The organism is Streptomyces sp. NPDC094032 (genome assembly GCF_040303965.1).
In the GTDB taxonomy this organism is placed as follows: Bacteria; Actinomycetota; Actinomycetes; order Streptomycetales; family Streptomycetaceae; genus Streptomyces.
Window position 1 is genome coordinate 153,530 of sequence record NZ_JBEOUE010000007.1, and the last position, 16,483, is coordinate 170,012.

Annotated in this window: 18 protein-coding genes; 6 read left to right on the forward strand and 12 right to left on the reverse strand. The window is 72.6% G+C overall.

What is annotated here, in order from left to right; genetic code table 11:
* Positions 1-44 precede the first annotated feature (44 nt).
* The 4 genes from ABTZ54_RS13145 to ABTZ54_RS13160 form a co-directional block, all read right to left on the reverse strand.
* Positions 45-713: an ABC transporter ATP-binding protein gene (locus ABTZ54_RS13145; protein ID WP_351661629.1), complete on the reverse strand. Its 669-nt coding sequence runs from the start codon at positions 711-713 to the stop codon at positions 45-47.
* Positions 714-953: 240 nt separating this feature from the next.
* Positions 954-1,721 carry a DUF3710 domain-containing protein gene (locus tag ABTZ54_RS13150; RefSeq protein ID WP_351661223.1) on the reverse strand — a complete coding sequence of 256 codons (768 nt, stop codon included), beginning with the start codon at positions 1,719-1,721 and terminating at the stop codon, positions 954-956.
* A gap of 1 nt (position 1,722) precedes the next feature.
* The gene (gene dut / locus ABTZ54_RS13155) at positions 1,723-2,235 is read right to left on the reverse strand and encodes a dUTP diphosphatase (protein ID WP_351661226.1); all 513 of its coding nucleotides are present in this window, start codon (positions 2,233-2,235) and stop codon (positions 1,723-1,725) included.
* Entirely contained in the window at positions 2,235-2,819 is a 585-nt protein-coding gene (locus ABTZ54_RS13160; protein ID WP_132914887.1) for a PaaI family thioesterase, read from the reverse strand. The genes dut and ABTZ54_RS13160 overlap by 1 nt, the downstream gene beginning before the upstream one ends.
* A gap of 58 nt (positions 2,820-2,877) precedes the next feature.
* Between ABTZ54_RS13160 and ABTZ54_RS13165 the strand changes: the two genes are divergently transcribed.
* Positions 2,878-3,378 carry a DUF3093 domain-containing protein gene (locus ABTZ54_RS13165; protein WP_351661230.1) on the forward strand — a complete coding sequence of 167 codons (501 nt, stop codon included), beginning with the start codon at positions 2,878-2,880 and terminating at the stop codon, positions 3,376-3,378.
* On the opposite strand, the gene ABTZ54_RS13170 is transcribed toward ABTZ54_RS13165, so the two are convergent.
* The 4 genes from ABTZ54_RS13170 to ABTZ54_RS13185 form a co-directional block, all read right to left on the reverse strand.
* Entirely contained in the window at positions 3,375-4,391 is a 1,017-nt protein-coding gene (locus ABTZ54_RS13170; protein ID WP_351661233.1) for a hypothetical protein, read from the reverse strand. The two genes, ABTZ54_RS13165 and ABTZ54_RS13170, sit on opposite strands and share 4 nt — an antisense overlap.
* A gap of 12 nt (positions 4,392-4,403) precedes the next feature.
* A complete protein-coding gene (locus tag ABTZ54_RS13175) occupies positions 4,404-4,700 on the reverse strand; it encodes a DUF4193 domain-containing protein (RefSeq protein ID WP_003955561.1) in 297 nt (98 codons plus the stop codon).
* Between the two features lie 396 nt (positions 4,701-5,096).
* Positions 5,097-6,332: a sensor histidine kinase gene (locus ABTZ54_RS13180; RefSeq protein WP_351661236.1), complete on the reverse strand. Its 1,236-nt coding sequence runs from the start codon at positions 6,330-6,332 to the stop codon at positions 5,097-5,099.
* Between the two features lie 4 nt (positions 6,333-6,336).
* Positions 6,337-6,990 carry a response regulator transcription factor gene (locus ABTZ54_RS13185; RefSeq protein WP_158991339.1) on the reverse strand — a complete coding sequence of 218 codons (654 nt, stop codon included), beginning with the start codon at positions 6,988-6,990 and terminating at the stop codon, positions 6,337-6,339.
* Between the two features lie 349 nt (positions 6,991-7,339).
* Between ABTZ54_RS13185 and ABTZ54_RS13190 the strand changes: the two genes are divergently transcribed.
* The gene (locus ABTZ54_RS13190; protein ID WP_351661239.1) at positions 7,340-7,513 is read left to right on the forward strand and encodes a hypothetical protein; all 174 of its coding nucleotides are present in this window, start codon (positions 7,340-7,342) and stop codon (positions 7,511-7,513) included.
* A gap of 65 nt (positions 7,514-7,578) precedes the next feature.
* On the opposite strand, the gene ABTZ54_RS13195 is transcribed toward ABTZ54_RS13190, so the two are convergent.
* The gene (locus ABTZ54_RS13195) at positions 7,579-8,421 is read right to left on the reverse strand and encodes an inositol monophosphatase family protein (protein WP_351661242.1); all 843 of its coding nucleotides are present in this window, start codon (positions 8,419-8,421) and stop codon (positions 7,579-7,581) included.
* Between the two features lie 11 nt (positions 8,422-8,432).
* Positions 8,433-9,560 carry a ferrochelatase gene (locus tag ABTZ54_RS13200; protein WP_351661245.1) on the reverse strand — a complete coding sequence of 376 codons (1,128 nt, stop codon included), beginning with the start codon at positions 9,558-9,560 and terminating at the stop codon, positions 8,433-8,435.
* 160 nt (positions 9,561-9,720) lie between these two features.
* Between ABTZ54_RS13200 and ABTZ54_RS13205 the strand changes: the two genes are divergently transcribed.
* Complete coding sequence (locus ABTZ54_RS13205) at positions 9,721-10,992, forward strand: MFS transporter (RefSeq protein ID WP_351661248.1); 1,272 nt, start codon at positions 9,721-9,723, stop codon at positions 10,990-10,992.
* Positions 10,922-12,271, forward strand: coding sequence for a D-arabinono-1,4-lactone oxidase (locus ABTZ54_RS13210; RefSeq protein WP_351661251.1), 1,350 nt, complete (start codon positions 10,922-10,924; stop codon positions 12,269-12,271). Before ABTZ54_RS13205 ends, ABTZ54_RS13210 begins: the two co-directional genes overlap by 71 nt.
* A gap of 3 nt (positions 12,272-12,274) precedes the next feature.
* On the opposite strand, the gene ABTZ54_RS13215 is transcribed toward ABTZ54_RS13210, so the two are convergent.
* On the reverse strand, positions 12,275-13,069 hold the full coding sequence (locus tag ABTZ54_RS13215) for a hypothetical protein (protein ID WP_351661254.1): 795 nt from the start codon (positions 13,067-13,069) through the stop codon (positions 12,275-12,277).
* A 453-nt stretch (positions 13,070-13,522) separates the two neighbouring features.
* Between ABTZ54_RS13215 and sepH the strand changes: the two genes are divergently transcribed.
* Positions 13,523-14,578, forward strand: coding sequence for a septation protein SepH (sepH, locus tag ABTZ54_RS13220; protein WP_351661256.1), 1,056 nt, complete (start codon positions 13,523-13,525; stop codon positions 14,576-14,578).
* A gap of 69 nt (positions 14,579-14,647) precedes the next feature.
* Here sepH and ABTZ54_RS13225 read toward each other — a convergent pair whose 3' ends face one another.
* Positions 14,648-15,475, reverse strand: a complete 828-nt coding sequence (locus tag ABTZ54_RS13225) for a sulfurtransferase (protein ID WP_351661259.1) — start codon at positions 15,473-15,475, stop codon at positions 14,648-14,650.
* 218 nt (positions 15,476-15,693) lie between these two features.
* On the opposite strand from ABTZ54_RS13225, the gene ABTZ54_RS13230 reads away from it, so the two are divergent.
* On the forward strand, positions 15,694-16,470 hold the full coding sequence (locus tag ABTZ54_RS13230; RefSeq protein ID WP_351661260.1) for a VOC family protein: 777 nt from the start codon (positions 15,694-15,696) through the stop codon (positions 16,468-16,470).
* The last annotated feature ends 13 nt before the right edge of the window (positions 16,471-16,483 follow it).

Here is a 16,483-nt window from a genome sequence, read left to right on the forward strand (position 1 = left end):
GCGCGGCCGTCGGTGCACCGGTTCGCCGGGCCCGTCGCCCCTGCTCAGTGCTCGATGATCTCGCCGTCGCGGAGCTCAAGCACCCGGTCGGCCAGGCCGAGCAGCTGGGAGTCGTGGGTGGCGACCAGCGCCGTGCAGCCCTCGCTGCGCACGACGGCCCGCAGCAGCTCCATGACCGCGAGACCCGTCTCCGCGTCGAGCTGTCCGGTCGGCTCGTCGGCTATCAGCAGGGCCGGCCGGTTGGCCAGGGCGCGGGCGATGGCGACGCGCTGCTGCTGGCCGCCGGAGAGCTCGCCGGGCCGCTGGGCCGCGTGGTCGGCGAGGCCCACCAGGGCGAGCAGCAGGGCGACCCGGTCCTCGCGCTCCTTCGGGTCGGCCTTGCGCAGCCGCATCGGCACGCCCACGTTCTCGGCGGCGGTCAGGATCGGGATGAGCCCGAAGGACTGGAAGATGAATCCGATCCGGTCGCGGCGCAGCTCCAGGAGCCCCTCCTCGCCGAGCCCGGCGAGATCGGTGCCGTCGATGACGATGCGCCCCTCGTCCGCGGCGTCGAGGCCGCCGACGAGGTTGAGCAGGGTGGTCTTGCCGGAGCCGGAGCGGCCCTTGAGGGCGACCAGCTCGCCGCGCGGGATGTCGAAGGAGACCCCGCGCAGGGCGTGCACGGCCGCCTCGCCCGTCCCGTACGACCGCTTCAGGTTCTCGATCCGGACCATCGGCGCCCCGGCCGGGTCCTCGATCACGGCCGTGCCGGTCCGCGCGTTGCTCTCACTCACCGTGGTGCCCCCCTCGATCGAACGTGTGCGCCGTCAGTATGGTCCGAGCACGGGGGCCGGGGCCAGGCCTGTGGACAACCACCTGTGGACAACCCGATGGGCCGTGCCTTCCCTCCCCCGGCACGAGCGGGGGAAGGGAAGGCACGGCCCACCTTTGTGCTTTCCCAGCGGGTCAGCTGGTCAGCGGATCTCGGAGATCTCCGGACCACGCTGCAGCTGGCCCATGCCGCCGGAGAACCGGGAGCCGGCCTGGTCGTCCTGCTGCACGCCGTCCGGCACCATCTGCGCGTCGTTCGGCAGCTTGAGGACGATCGGGTCGCGCGGGGCCATCGGGCCCTCGCCGCGGACGACCACGGTGTCCCGGACGATCTGCTCCAGCAGACCGGCGGCCTCGGGCTGCACCGCGCCCTGGCCGGAGATCACGCCGCGCAGGAACCAGCGCGGTCCGTCGACACCCACGAAGCGCACGAGCTGCACACCGCGGTTGCCGTCCGGAAGCTGCACGGGGACCTGGGCACGCAGCTCCCAGCCCAGCGGGCCCTCGACCTCTTCGATGGCACCGCCCTGCTGGGTGATGCCGCCCGCGATCTCGTCGCGGACCTCGCCCCAGATGCCCTCCTTCTTGGGAGCGGCGAACGCCTGGAGCTGCACGGCGCTGTCGCGCAGGACCACGGTGGCCGCGACGATCGCGTCGCCCGCCACCTCCACGCGCAGCTCCATGCCCTCGACTCCGGGCACGAAGATGCCGCCCAGGTCGACCCGGCCCTCTTCGGGGTCGGTGACCTCGGAGATGTCCCAGGGACCGTCGGGCCGGGGCGCCGGCGGAAGGTTCACCCGGCGCGGCGCGGCCGCGTCCTCGGCGTCCTCGGAATCCACCGCGTCGACGACCTGCTCGGCCTCGCCCGCCGCGTCCTCGGCGGCACCGCTCTTCTTGCGACGTCCGAACACGTCACTGTCCTTCCCGGTCGGATACGACCGAAGCGTATCGATTCCCACCCGTAGTGCCGTCCACGGCGGCGTGACCGCCGGTGGACCCGAAGCCCCCCTCGGCCCGCGCCGAGCCGGGAAGCTCCGCCACCTCGTGGAAGCGCACCTTCTCGACCTGCTGGACGACCAGTTGGGCAATCCGGTCGAATCGCTCGAACCGCACGCTCTCACGCGGGTCCAGATTGACCACGATCACTTTGATCTCTCCACGGTACCCGGCATCGACCGTCCCCGGGGCATTCACGAGCGCGACGCCGCAGCGTGCGGCGAGCCCGGAGCGGGGGTGGACGAAGGCCGCGTAGCCGTCGGGCAGCGCGATGGAGACCCCGGTGGGCAGCACGGCCCGCTCTCCCGGGGCCAGCACGGCGGCCTCGGTGGTCACCAGATCGGCTCCGGCGTCGCCGGGGTGCCCGTAGGCCGGGATCGGCACCTCGGGGTCCACACGGCGGATGAGTACGTCGACGGGATGGCGCATCAGGGGTTCACCTCGAAGGCGCGTGCGCGCCGGACCTGGTCGGGGTCGGACATGGCGGCCTGGATCTCCTCCGGCCGGCCGTTGTCGATGAAATGGTCGACCTTCACCTCGATGAAGAGGGCGTCGGCGCGGACGGCGACGGGGCCCTCGGGCCCGCCGATCCGGCCGACGGCGGTCGAGTAGATCTTGCGGCCGTGCACCGCGGTGACCTCGGCGGCCAGGTGGAGCACGGTGCCGACCGGAACGGGCCGCGCGAAGTCGGTCTCCAGGCGCCCGGTGACGGCGATGACCCGCAGCAGCCAGTTCAGGGAGCCGAGGGTCTCGTCGAGCGCGGTGGCGAGCACGCCGCCGTGCGCGAGACCGGGGGCGCCCTGGTGGTCGGCGGTCACCGTGAACTCGGCCGTGACGGTCACGCCCTCGCCCGCACGCGCCTCCAGGTGCAGCCCGTGGGGCTGTCCGCCGCCGCAGCCGAAGCAGTACGCGTAGTGCGCGCCGAGCAGCTCGCCGGGGGCGGGCGCGTCGGGGTGCCGTACCGGCGGTATGGCGTCGGCCGGCGGGGTGAGAGCGGCAGATGTTCCAGTCACAGGCGCAGACCTTACCCGCGCGGCCGGGCGCCGGTCGCGCCGTGCCAAGCTGGGAGGCATGCAGCCTTCCGCACAGCCTTCCGCTCCGAGCTTCGACGAGCGCCTCCACGCACCCCGTTCCTGGTGGGTGATCGTCGCCCTTCTCGGCCTCTCCGGCGGTCTGATCACGTTCCCCCTGGGGACGGTGCCGACGCTCGGCGGTCTGATCGGCGCGGGCGCGCTCGCCGCGGTGGCGGTGTCCTCGTACGGCTCGGCGCGGATCCGTGTGGTGGCCGGCTCGCTGGTCGCCGGGGACGCCCGCATCCCGGTGTCGGCACTGGGGGCGGCCGAGGTCCTGGACGCCGAGGAGGCGCGCGCCTGGCGCACCTACAAGGCCGATCCGCGCGCCTTCCTGCTGATGCGCAGCTATGTGCCGACGGCGGTGCGGATCGAGGTCACGGACCCGGCGGACCCGACGCCGTACGTCTACCTGTCCACCCGTGACCCCGAGGGCCTCGCGGCGGCTCTGGAGGCGGCCCGCAGCGAGCACGGTGAGCACAGCGAGGCCCAGGGGGCCTAGAAGTCGATCTCCTTGGGGTTCTCCGGCTGCTCCAGCGGGGGCAGGGCCGGGAGGGCGTCCCAGGGGATCTGGCGGCCGCGCAGGTCCTTGCGGATGTGCGCGGCCAGTTTTCTGGTGTCGCGCCGGTTCATGACCGCGCCGACGGCCGCGCCCACCATGAACGGGGTGAGGTTCGGCAGGTTGCGCACCATGCGCTTGGTGATCTGCTGACGCAGTTCGCGCTTGAGCTGGCCGCCGAGGGCCGCGTTGACGGTGGTGGGCTTGGTGGGGTCGATGCCGCGTTCCTCGGCCCAGGAGGTCAGGTACGCGGTCGAGCGCTGGGTGAGCGTGCCGGGCGGGCGCAGGCCGTAGACCTCGTGCAGCTCGGCGATGAGCTTCAGCTCGATGGCCGCGACGCCGGTGATCTCGGTGGCGAGCTCGGCGGGCATCGCGGGCGGCACCGGCAGCATGGCCGCGGCGCCGATGCCCGCGCCGACGGTGGCGCTGGCGTTGGACGCGCCGGCGACCAGCTTGTCGGCGATCTCCTCGGGGCCCAGCCCGGGGAAGTGCCGACGCAGGGTCGCCAGGTCCCGGACGGGGACCCGGGGCGCGAGCTCGATGACCCGGTCGACGAGATAGCCGATACCGGCCTTGGCGCCCTGGCCGCCGCGCTTCACACCGCGCCGTACGGCCTCGATGCGGGCGCTGTCCAGCTTGACGCGTTCCAGCTGGTGGCGCGCCGGGTCCGTGACGCGCCGCAGCGCGCCGCGCCTGGCCCCGTCGCCCTGTTCCGGCGGCTCGGGGAGGCGATCGCCCTCGTAGGGCGGGACGTCCTCGTAGGGCGCGTGCGCTGCTTCGAGCGAGGCCATGGGGCCTCGCCCGTCGTCACGTGCGCCGGAGGTGGGCAGGGGGGCGGAGTGCTCGGCCGAGGAGCCCTGCTGGGCGTCCTCCACCGGGCCTGAGCCGCCCCGGTACGTCCCCGGCATCCCAGGGAGCCGGAGCCGCCGCTTCCGAGACGGTGTGTCGCCTGCCACGGTCGACCGATCTCAGTCGCAGTCGCGGCAGATCGGCTGACCGTTCTTCTCCCGGGCCAGCTGGCTCCGGTGGTGCACGAGGAAGCAGCTCATGCAGGTGAACTCGTCGGCCTGCTTGGGCAGGACCCGGACGGCCAGTTCCTCGTTCGAGAGGTCTGCGCCGGGAAGTTCCAGGCCTTCTGCGGCCTCGAACTCGTCGACGTCGACGGTCGAGGTCGACTTGTCGTTCCGGCGGGCCTTCAGTTCTTCAAGGCTGTCCGAGTCGACGTCGTCGTCGGTCTTGCGTGGGGTGTCGTAATCCGTTGCCATGTCGCTCTCCCCCTCTGGGTCGGTTGCGGTGTCTCCAGCGCACGTAACGCGTGAGAGGCCGGACTTGTGCCCGACCTGAGGCGGAGATTTTGCCTCACATCAAGGTCTGTTACTCAATCGACACCCAAACCGCCCTCTCAGGAGCGAGCGGCTTTGGGTGGCGAACCGGACCGTACACGGTCCGTCGGCCGTCCCTCTCGGGTGCCACCCCGTGTACTTCCCGTCAATCAGGGCCCCGGAAACCCGGACTTTTCCGGGTTTTTTGCGGGAATTCGCGATCACGGAGAGTGGAGGTTCGGACACCCACTCCTGTGATCGATCACACAGGATCGTCTCAGAAGTGGGGACCGGAAATTCCGCGCAAAGCGAACAGATCCGGTCGGCTCGCGCAGTGTGTCAGATCGGCAGAGTGACACGCATCACGAGGCCACCGCCCTCGCGGGGCTCCGCGATGATACGGCCGCCATGGGCGCGCGCGACGGAGCGCGCGATCGACAGGCCGAGCCCGACGCCCTTGTCGCTGCCGGTGCGCTCCTGCCGCAGGCGCCGGAATGGCTCGAAAAGATTGTCGATCTCGTACGCGGGGACCACCGGGCCGGTGTTCGCGACCACCAGGACCGCCTGGCCGTTCTGGGTCTCGGTGGTGACGTCGACCCAGCCGCCCTCCGGCACGTTGTACCGCACGGCGTTCTGCACCAGGTTCAGCGCGATCCGCTCCAGCAGGACTCCGTTGCCCTGGACGACCGCCAGCGCGCGCTCGCCCCGGATCTCCACGCCCTTGGCCTCGGCCTCCGCGTGCACCTGGTCGACGGCGCGCGAGGCCACCTCCGCCAGGTCGACGGGCTTGCGCTCGACGATCTGGTTGTCGCTGCGAGCCAGCAGCAGCAGGCCCTCGACCAGCTGCTCGCTGCGCAGGTTGGTGGCGAGCAGCGTCTTGCCCAGCTGCTGGAGCTCCACCGGGGCGTCCGGGTCGGAGAGCTGCACCTCCAGCAGGGTGCGGTTGATCGCGAGCGGCGTGCGCAGCTCGTGCGAGGCGTTCGCGACGAAGCGCTGCTGGGCGCTGAAGGCCCGCTCCAGGCGCTCCAGCATCTCGTCGAAGGTGTCCGCGAGCTCCTTCAGCTCGTCGTCCGGGCCGTCCAGCTCGATCCGGCGGGAGAGATCGGATCCGGCCACCTGGCGGGCGGTCCGGGTGATCCGGCCCAGCGGGGAGAGCACCCGGCCGGCCATCGCGTAACCGAAGGCGAAGGCGATGATGCTGAGGCCGAGCAGGGCGAACAGGGAGCGGCGCAGCAGGTCGTCCAGGGCGAGGTCGCTCTGGTGGCGCAGACACATCGTGACCGCGTTGTTGAGCATCTCGCCGGTGGACTTCTCCGGCAGCTCGCACCAGTCGGTGGTCGGCTGCACGGTGCCGCTGACGACCTTGAAGGGCAGCTGGGACGTGCTGTCCCGCAGGGCCTGCGCGGTGAAGAGGTAGATGATCGCCAGCAGCAGGATGCCGGCGATCAGGAACATCCCGCCGTACAGCAGCGTGAGTCTTATCCGGATGGTCGGACGCAGCAGGGGGCGGACCGGGTCACGGGGGTCCCAGGTCGGCTTCGGAGGCGCGTTCAGGGGCGCCGGGGTCTGGGCCATCGGCTCAGATCCGGTAGCCCGAGCCGGGGACCGTCACGATGACCGGCGGCTCGCCCAGCTTCCGGCGCAGGGTCATCACGGTGACCCGGACGACGTTGGTGAACGGGTCGGTGTTCTCGTCCCAGGCCTTCTCCAGGAGCTGCTCGGCCGAGACGACCGCGCCCTCGCTGCGCATCAGGACCTCCAGGACGGCGAACTCCTTGGGCGCCAGCTGGACCTCCTTGCCGTCGCGGAAGACCTCGCGGCGGTTGGGGTCCAGCTTGATGCCGGCCCGCTCCAGGACGGGCGGGAGCGGCACCGTGGTGCGGCGGCCCAGGGCCCGCACGCGGGCGGTGAGCTCGGTGAAGGCGAAGGGCTTCGGGAGGTAGTCGTCCGCGCCCAGCTCCAGGCCCTCGACGCGGTCGCTGACGTCGCCGGAGGCGGTGAGCATCAGGACGCGGGTGGGCATGCCGAGCTCGACGATCTTCCGGCACACGTCGTCGCCGTGGACGAGCGGGAGGTCCCGGTCGAGCACGACGACGTCGTAGTCGTTGACCCCGACACGCTCCAGGGCCGCGGCGCCGTCGTACACGACGTCGACGGCCATGGCCTCCCGGCGCAGTCCGGTGGCCACCGCATCGGCGAGCAGCTGCTCGTCCTCGACGACGAGTACGCGCACGTCTGTAAGTCCTTTCCTGGCGCCCTGGTCCGGACCGCGGACGGGGCGGGTCTCCGCACTGACTGTGCGTGTCCATCCTGCCCCGAACGCGCGTAAACCGGCTGTAAGACGGCGGTCCGGGGCCGCCGGCGAGGGGTCCGCCCGTGTCCCGTCCGGAAGAATTCACCTGATTCGCGCGCCAGTTGAGGTTTCTGCGCGGAACGGTCTGGGGAGGACGACTGCACACCCCGAGATCACGCCCTGTAGGTGGCACGCCACCTACCGCTCTCTGTCCCCCAGAGGTAGCAGTGTGTGATCCGCCCACCCCCGGCACTCCCCGTGCCACCGACCCACGACGAGGGGGCGCACGATGGACGCTTTCACCGCAGGCCTGCTGCACCGCATCAAGGCCGCTCAGACCGACCTCACGCGCGCTCGTGAGACGGGCGACGACTTCCTCGCGGACGTCGAGCAGGCCGAGCTGGACGACCTGCACCGCCTGGCCGCCGAACACGGTGTGGAGGTCGGCGCGAGCCGCGTCTGACCCCGCGACACGGGCCCCCGGAGCCATCGGCTCCGGGGGCCCGTCCATGTCCGCGCGGGGCCGCGTCAGTCGTGCCAGGCCCCGGCCTCCTCAAGGAACTCCTGCAACGGCCCGAAGACGCCCTCGGAGGCCGCGAGCACCAGCTCCCCCGACGCGCGCTCGCCCGGCCGGCCGCCCGTCAGCGCGCCCGCCTCGCGGGCGATGAGGTCGCCCGCGGCCAGGTCCCAGGGGTTGAGGCCGCGCTCGTAGTAGGCGTCCAGGCGGCCCGCCGCGACGTCGCAGAGGTCGATCGCCGCGGAGCCGCCGCGGCGGATGTCGCGCACGCGCGGGATGAGCCGCTGGACGACGTCCGCCTGGTGGGCGCGGCGGGTCTGGACGTACGCGAAGCCGGTGCCGACCAGCGCCTGGTCGAGCTCCGGGGAGGGGCGGACGGCGAGGCGCCGGTCGCCCAGCCAGGCGCCGCCGCCGCGGACGGCGTGGAAGGTCTCGCCGCGCAGCGGGACCTCGACGACGCCGACGACGCTCTCCCCGTCGCGCTCGGCGGCGATGGAGACGGCCCAGGTCGGCAGCCCGTAGAGATAGTTCACCGTGCCGTCCAGCGGGTCGATCACCCAGCGGATCCCGCTGGTGCCGGGGCTGGCGGCGCCCTCCTCGCCGAGCAGGCCGTCCTGGGGGCGGTGCTCGGCGAGGAAGCCGGTGATCAGCTTCTCGGCGGCGATGTCCATCTCGGTGACGACGTCGATGGGGCTGGTCTTGGTCTTGGCCACGGCCAGGTCGTCGGGCCGCCCGTCGCGCAGCAGCGCCCCGGCCCGGCGTCCGGCCTCCAGGGCCAGGTCGAGCAGCTCGCGCAGCAGCGGGTCGGTCGCGGGAGAACCGGGAGAACCGGGAGAACCGGGGGGAACAGTCACGGGAGGGCTCCTCAGGCGTACGGGCTGTCGGCGCCGGCCGCCGCGGGACGCTCCGCGCGCGCGGGGCAGCAGCCGATCGGGCAGAGGTCGTGCGAGGGGCCGAGCGCCCCCAGGGCGCAGCGCTCGGCGCGCAGCCCCCGCTCCGACTCGGCGCGCTCCAGGACGAGCTCGCGCACGGCCGCCGCGAAGCGCGGGTCGGCTCCGACGGTCGCCGAGCGCCGGACCGGGAGGCCCAGCTCGGCGGCCTTGGCGGTGGCCTCGGTGTCGAGGTCGTAGAGGACCTCCATGTGGTCGGAGACGAAGCCGATGGGCACCATGACGACCGCGGGGGCACCGCCCTTGTGCAGCTCCTCCAGGTGCTCGCAGATGTCCGGTTCCAGCCACGGGATGTGCGGGGCGCCGCTGCGCGACTGGTAGACGAGCTGCCAGGGGTGCTCGACGCCGGTCTTCGCGCGGACGGCCTCGACGATCAGCCGGGCCACGTCCAGGTGCTGCTTCACATAGGCGCCGCCGTCGCCGTGGTCGGCGACGGGCCCCGAGGTGTCGGCGGCGGAGTCGGGGATGGAGTGCGTGGTGAAGGCGAGGTGCGCCCCGGCCCGTACCGACGGGTCGAGCTCGTCGAGCGAGGCGAGCACGCCGTCGACCATGGGGCCGACGAAGCCGGGGTCGTTGAAGTAGTGCCGCAGCTTGTCGACCCGGGGCAGCGGCAGGCCCTCCGCCTCCAGCTCGGCGAGCGAGTCGGCCAGGTTCTCCCGGTACTGGCGGCAGCCGGAGTACGAGGCGTAGGCGCTGGTGGCGAGGACGGCGATGTGGCGCCGGCCGTCGGTGACCATCTCGCGCAGGGTGTCGGTGAGGTACGGCGCCCAGTTCCGGTTGCCCCAGTAGACCGGCAGGTCGAGGCCGGCCTCGGCGAAGTCCGCGCGCAGGGCGTCGAGCAGGGCGCGGTTCTGGCCGTTGATGGGGCTGACGCCACCGAAGAGGAAGTAGTGCTGCCCCACTTCCTTCAGCCGTTCCTTGGGGATGCCTCGGCCGCGGGTCACGTTCTCCAGGAACGGGACCACGTCGTCCGGGCCCTCCGGGCCACCGAAGGAGAGCAGCAGCAGGGCGTCGTACGGGGCGGGATCGAGCTCGTCGGACATGGCACCGATCCTGCCACCCGCCGCTGACAGCCGAAGTCGCGCCCCGACCGAAAAAGTGGGTGACCTCAGCAGTTCAACACCGTAGGCTTTAGCTATTAATTACACGTGTTGCGCCGACACGTGTGGAGTCGCCGCCCCGCACGGAAGCCCGGAGATCCTCTTGCCCAGTCCCTATCGCGCGATCTTCGCGGCCCCCGGCAGCACCCTGTTCTCCGTCGCCGGCTTCCTCGGCCGCATGCCGCTGTCCATGATGGGCATCGGCATCGTCACCATGATTTCGCAGGTCACCGGTCGGTACGGGCTCGCCGGAGCGCTGTCCGCGACGCTCGCGGCCTCCGCCGCCGTGCTCGGCCCGCAGATCTCCCGCCTGGTCGACCGCTACGGCCAGCGCCGGGTGCTGCGCCCGGCCACCCTGATATCCCTCGTCGCCGGCGCGGGCCTGCTGCTCTGCGTCCAGCAGGAGGCACCGGACTGGACCCTGTTCCTGTTCACCGCCTTCATCGGCTGCGTCCCCAGCCTCGGCGCGATGACCCGGGCCCGGTGGGCGAACATCTACCGCGGCGAGGCCCAGCGACTGCACACCGCGTACTCCTGGGAGTCGATCGTCGACGAGGTGTGCTTCATCTTCGGCCCGATCATCTCCATCGGCCTGTCGACCATCTGGTTCCCGGAGGCCGGCCCGCTGCTCGCCGGCGTCTTCCTCGCCATCGGCGTCTTCTGGCTCACCGCCCAGCGCGCCACCGAGCCCGCCCCGCACCCCCGCAGCGCCCAGGGCGGCGGCTCCGCCCTGCGCTCCCCCGGGCTCCAGGTCCTGACGCTCGCCTTCATCGCCACCGGCGCGATCTTCGGCTCGGTCGACGTCGTCACGGTGGCCTTCGCCGACGAGCAGGGCCACAAGGCCGCCGCGAGCCTGGTCCTGGCCGTCTACGCGCTGGGCTCCTGCCTCGCCGGCGCCGTCTTCGGACTCCTCCACCTCAAGGGCGAGCCGTCGGTCCGCTGGCTCGTGGGCGTCTGCGCGATGGCCGTGAGTATGATCCCCCTCCTACTGGCCGGGAACCTGCCGTTGCTGGCCGTGGCGCTCTTTGTCGCGGGCCTCTCCATCGCGCCGACGATGGTGACCACCATGGCCCTCGTCGAAGCGCACGTACCGCGCACCCAGCTGACCGAGGGCATGACCTGGACCGGGACCGGCCTCGCGATCGGTGTGGCGCTCGGCTCCTCGGCCGCCGGCTGGGTGGTCGACGCCTCAGGGGCGGAGGCGGGGTACGTGGTGCCCGTCGCCTCGGGTGCGCTCGCGGTCGTGGTGGCGGTGCTCGGCCACCGCCGGCTGCGCAGGCCGGTGCCGACGCGGGAGGGGCAGAGTGGGCGAGAGCAGGACACAGCGGTGGGGGAACACCGGGACGACGACCAGCACGAGCGGCACCTGGCGTAACTGGGCCGGGAACGTCACCTCCCGTCCCGTACGGGAGGTGAGCCCGGCCTCGGCCGAGGAGCTCGCCGACGCCGTGCGCGGGGCGGCCGAGGACGGGCTGCGGGTGAAGACGGTCGGCACCGGCCACTCCTTCACCTCGATCGCCGCCACGGACGGCGTGCTCGTCCGGCCCCATCTGCTCACCGGGATCCGCCGGATCGACCGCGAGGCGATGACCGTCACCGTGGAGTCCGGCACGCCGCTGAAGCGGCTCAACGTGGCGCTGGCCCGGGAGGGCCTGTCGCTCACGAACATGGGCGACATCATGGAGCAGACGGTCGCCGGGGCCACCTCCACGGGCACCCACGGCACCGGCCGCGACTCGGCCTCGATCGCCGCGCAGATCCGCGCGCTCGAACTGGTCACCGCCGACGGACGCCTGATGACCTGCTCCGCCACGGAGAACCCCGAGGTGTTCGCCGCCGCCAGGATCGGTCTCGGCGCCCTCGGCGTGATCACCGCCCTCACCTTCGCCGTGGAGCCGGTCTTCCTGCTCACCGCGCGGGAGGAGCCCATGTCCTTCGACCGGGTGACCTCGGAGTTCGACGCGCTCCACGCGGAGAACGAGCACTTCGAGTTCTACTGGTTCCCCCACACGGACAACTGCAACACCAAGCGCAACAACCGCAGCGCGGGCCCCGCCGCCCCGCCCGGGAAGCTGAGCGGCTGGGTCGAGGACGAGCTGCTCTCCAACGGGATCTTCCAGGTCGCCTGCGCGGTCGGCCGCGCCGTGCCGCCGCTGGTCCCGTCGATCGCGAAGGTCTCCAGCCGGGCCCTGTCGGCCCGTACGTACACCGACATCCCGTACAAGGTGTTCACCTCGCCGCGCCGGGTGCGCTTCCTGGAGATGGAGTACGCGCTGCCGCGCGAGGCGGCCGTCACGGCGCTGCGGGAGCTGAAGGCGATGGTGGAGCGCTCGCCGCTGAAGGTGAGCTTCCCGGTGGAGGTGCGCACGGCGCCCGCCGACGACATCGCGCTCTCGACCGCCTCCGGCAGGGAGACGGTGTACATCGCCGTGCACCTCTTTAAGGGCACGCCCCACCGCGCGTACTTCACCGCGGTGGAGCGCATCATGACCGCGCACGGCGGCCGCCCGCACTGGGGCAAGGTCCACACCCGGGACGCCGCCTACTTCGAGAAGGCCTATCCGCGGTTCGCCGAGTTCACGGCGCTGCGCGACCGGCTCGACCCGGAGCGGCGCTTCGCCAACGACTATCTGCGCCGGGTGCTGGGCGACTGACGGTCACCCGGTCGCGCCGGCCTCCGGGGCCTGGGCGGTCGGGGGGGCGGTCGGGGCGGTGGTCGGCGGCGTCGTCGGGGGCGGGGTCGTGCCGCCGTCGGTGGGCTCGGTCGAGTCCGAGGGCGTCGGCGTGGGAGTGGCCGTGGGGTCCGGGGTGGCGGGGTCCGTCGGGGTGGTGTCCGGCGTCGGGGTCCCGGTGCCCTTCTGCTCCTGCCGCCCGTCGCCGCTCGGCGTCGAGGACGGTGTGCCGCCCCGGTCCGGCTGCTCCTCGCCCTGGCCGCCGCCGTGGCCGCGGACCGCGGATCCGAAGGTCGTGGTGCCCTTGGTGCCGCTGAGGTCCTGACCGGAGGTCAGCTCGTACGCGGTGATGCCGCCCATCGCGAGGAGGAAGACCGCGGCGGCGCCGACGGCGGAGCGCTTCCAGCCCCGCACCCGGGTGCCGTGCGTGGTGGCCTCGCCGAACTCCTCGCTGTACGGCTCCGCTCCGTGCGGATACGCTCCGTACGGCTCATCGCCGGGGAGCGCGGGTATCCGCTGCCCCTTCGGCCTGGTCGTGGCGGTGGCGTCGCGCACCTGCTCACCGGTGCGCTTGAAGAGGTGCTGGAGGAGCGGGCCGCCGCAGGTGGCGATGACACTGATCACACCGGCGCCGAGGATCGTGCCGTAGACGCCCAGCGAGGACGCCAGCTTGGCGGCGACCACCGCCGCGACGGCACTGCCCGCGACCTGAGGCACGCTCAGGTCGAACCGTTTCTTCTCTTCCGTGGCCTCCGTGCCGGGATCCGGCCTCTGACGCATGTCCAACCCCTGCTTGTTCATTCGTTCCACCGTGCACCCAGAAGGGACAAATGGACGAAGGGATTAGTTCCGTTTCTGGCGCTTCTGTGAAGAGGGACACGCGCGCCGGAAGATCGCGGAGACTCAACTCCCGTACCCCCCGAGAAGTTGGGCGGCGCGCCGGTCCACCCAGGTGGCCCGAATGGAGTACTGTGGCGAACCCTGGGTCCGGATTCCCTCATGGGTGTCCGGAATCGACGGAAGGGAGCCGAAGGTGGCACTCGAACCGACGGCGCCACGGCACCGCACGGAGACCCGCGACACAGCGTGACGGCCTGTCACTCTGCGTCGCAATAGGTAAACGTGCCATAACGGCGTTCCAGGGTCCAGGCCCGACACGCCGGGCAACTCGGCAGGGTTGTGGCAGGCTGCACCCGGGCAGGCCACACTCGACTAGCGGAAGCAGCGACGCACGTGACGTCGGCAGGCACCACCCGGGAGGTTCCCATGCCCGAACTGCGTGTCGTGGCCGTCTCGAACGACGGCACACGACTGGTGCTGAAGGCTGCTGACAGCACGGAGTACACGCTTCCGATCGACGAGCGGCTGCGCGCCGCCGTACGCAACGACCGCGCGCGCCTCGGCCAGATCGAGATCGAGGTGGAGAGCCACCTCCGCCCCCGCGACATCCAGGCACGGATACGTGCGGGTGCGTCCGCCGAGGAGGTCGCACAGCTCGCCGGCATCCCAGTCGACCGCGTCCGGCGCTTCGAGGGCCCCGTGCTCGCCGAGCGCGCGTTCATGGCCGAGCGGGCCCGCAAGACCCCCGTACGCCGCCCCGGCGAGAACACCGGCCCCCAGCTCGGCGAGGCCGTGCAGGAGCGGCTGCTGCTGCGCGGCGCCGACAAGGACACCGTGCAGTGGGACTCCTGGCGCCGTGACGACGGCACCTGGGAGGTGCTGCTCGTCTACCGGGTGGCCGGCGAGGTGCACACCGCCAGCTGGACGTACGACCCGCCCAGGCGGCTCGTCCAGGCCGTCGACGACGAGGCGCGGGCGCTGATCGGCGAGACCGACGACACCCTCGCCGCCGTGCCGGAGCCCAGCTTCCCCTTCGTCCCGCGGATCGCCCGGCTGCCCCGGGACAGGCCGCTGGACCGCGCGCTCGACCGCCAGCTGGAGCGGGCGCCGGTCCCGGCGCCCGAGCCGGAGGAGGAGCGCGACTCCCTGACGAGCCTCCTGGAGGCGGTCCCCAGCTTCCGGGGCGACATGATCGTCCCCGAGCCGGCCGACACGGAGCCCTCCGACGAGATCGAGGCCGAGGAGCCCCCGGCTCCCGCCGCCTCGGCCGGCGCGGGCGCGGCCTACGCCGACGTCCTGATGCCCCGCGCGGTGTCGGGTCACCGCGACCGCCTCACCGGGACCACCGACCGCCAGGCCGAGGCGGACGGCGTCCGCCCGGGCCGCCGCGCGGCGGTCCCGAGCTGGGACGAGATCGTCTTCGGCACCCGCAGGAAGAAACAGGACTGACCGCTCTCGTACGCGGAAGGGGCCCGCGCCGCCGTGATGGCGCGGGCCCCTTCCGCGTACGGACGCGGGCTACTGCGGGTCCGGGCCCGTGGCCACCGGCCGGGCCGGGTCGGAGGACCACTCGGACCAGGAGCCGGCGTAGAGCGCCGCCGGGAATCCCGCGATCTCCAGGGCGAGCACCTCATGGGCGCCGGAGACGCCCGAGCCGCAGTACACGGCGACCTCGGGGGCGTCGGCGGCGCCCAGGGCGGCGAAGCGGGCCGTGAGGGCGTCCGCGGGCAGGAAGCATCCGTCCGGGGCGACGTTCTCCGTCGTCGGGGCCGAGACCGCGCCCGGGATGTGCCCGCCGATCCGGTCGATGGGCTCGACGTCGCCCCGGTAACGCTCCCCCGCGCGGGCGTCGAGAAGCAGGCCCGAGCGGGCCAGCGAGGCGGCGGCGTCGGCGTCCAGCAGGCCCAGAGCGCCCGGCGCGGGGGCGAAATCGCCCTCCAGGGGAGTCGGAATGTCCTTCGACAGCTCCCCCGTCCAGGCAGCCAGGCCGCCGTCCAGGACCCGGACGTCCGGGTGACCCGCCCAGCGCAGCAGCCACCAGGCGCGGGCGGCGCCCCAGCCGAGGCCGCCGTCGTAGACGACGACGGGCCGGTCCGCCGAGACACCCGCGCGGCGCATCACGGCGCCGAAGGCGGCGACGTCCGGCAGCGGGTGCCGGCCGCCGCTCCCGGGCGGGCCGGCGAGCTCGGCGTCCAGGTCCACGTACACGGCGCCGGGAAGGTGGCCTGCCTCGTACTCGGGCCGTCCGGGCGGGCCGCCGAGGGTCCAGCGGACGTCCAGGAGGACCGGGGGCGTCGCCCCGGCCGACTCGCTCACGAGTTCGCTTGCGGAGATGATGGGCTTCATGGGTGCCATCCTCGCGCAGCCCGCCCCCTGAGCACGGCCCTCACACCGAATCCGCCAGGGCGCGCGGCCCGCCCCGTGGTGCGACGATCGACACGGGACGCTCGACCGCTCCGTGTGTACGACGGGCGGACGGCGGGCAGGACCCGCCGGGGAGCCGTTCGTTCTGTGCGGACACACCGGCCCCACCTCGTACGGCCACTGGCGAGGAGACGAAGACGATGACCGAGGCGACTCGGCGCACACCCGGTACACCCTGTTGGGTGAGCTTGATGGTGCATGGACTTGACGCGACGCGGGAGTTCTACGGAGCACTGTTCGAGTGGGAGTTCGTGCCCGGACCCCAGCAGCTCGGACCCTATGTGCGCGCGCTGCTCGACGGCCGGGAGGTGGCCGGGATCGGCCAGCTGCCCCCGGACCGGCATCTCCCGATCGCCTGGACCACGTACCTGGCCACCGACGACGCCGACGAGACCGCGGAGAGCATCCGCTGCTGCGGCGGCACCGTCGCGGTCGGTCCGCTGGACGCGGGCGAGGCCGGCCGCCTGGTGATCTGCTCCGACCCGGCCGGCGCCGTCTTCGGCGTCTGGCAGGCCGAGGCCCACCACGGGACCGCGACGGCCGGCCCGGCGGGGACGCCCGTCTGGAACGAGCTCCTGACGTACGAGACCGGCTCGGTCGGCAAGTTCTACCAGACGATCTTCGGGTACGAGGTCGAGCCCGTCGTCTCGGCCGACTTCGACTACCTCACCCTCCACCTCGACGGCCGCCCGGTCGCCTCCCTGCACGGCGTGGGCTCCGGCCTGCCCCGGGACCGGGGCGCCCACTGGATGACGTACTTCGAGGTCGACGACGTGGACGCCTCCGCGCGGCTCGTCACCGAACTGGGCGGCACGGTGCTGCGCCCGCCCCGCGAAGGCACGGCGGGACGGCTGGCGCTGGTGGCGGACCCGGAGGGCGCGGTGTTCACGCTGGTGCGGTCGACGGGCGGGCGCTGAGGGCGTTCGGCGT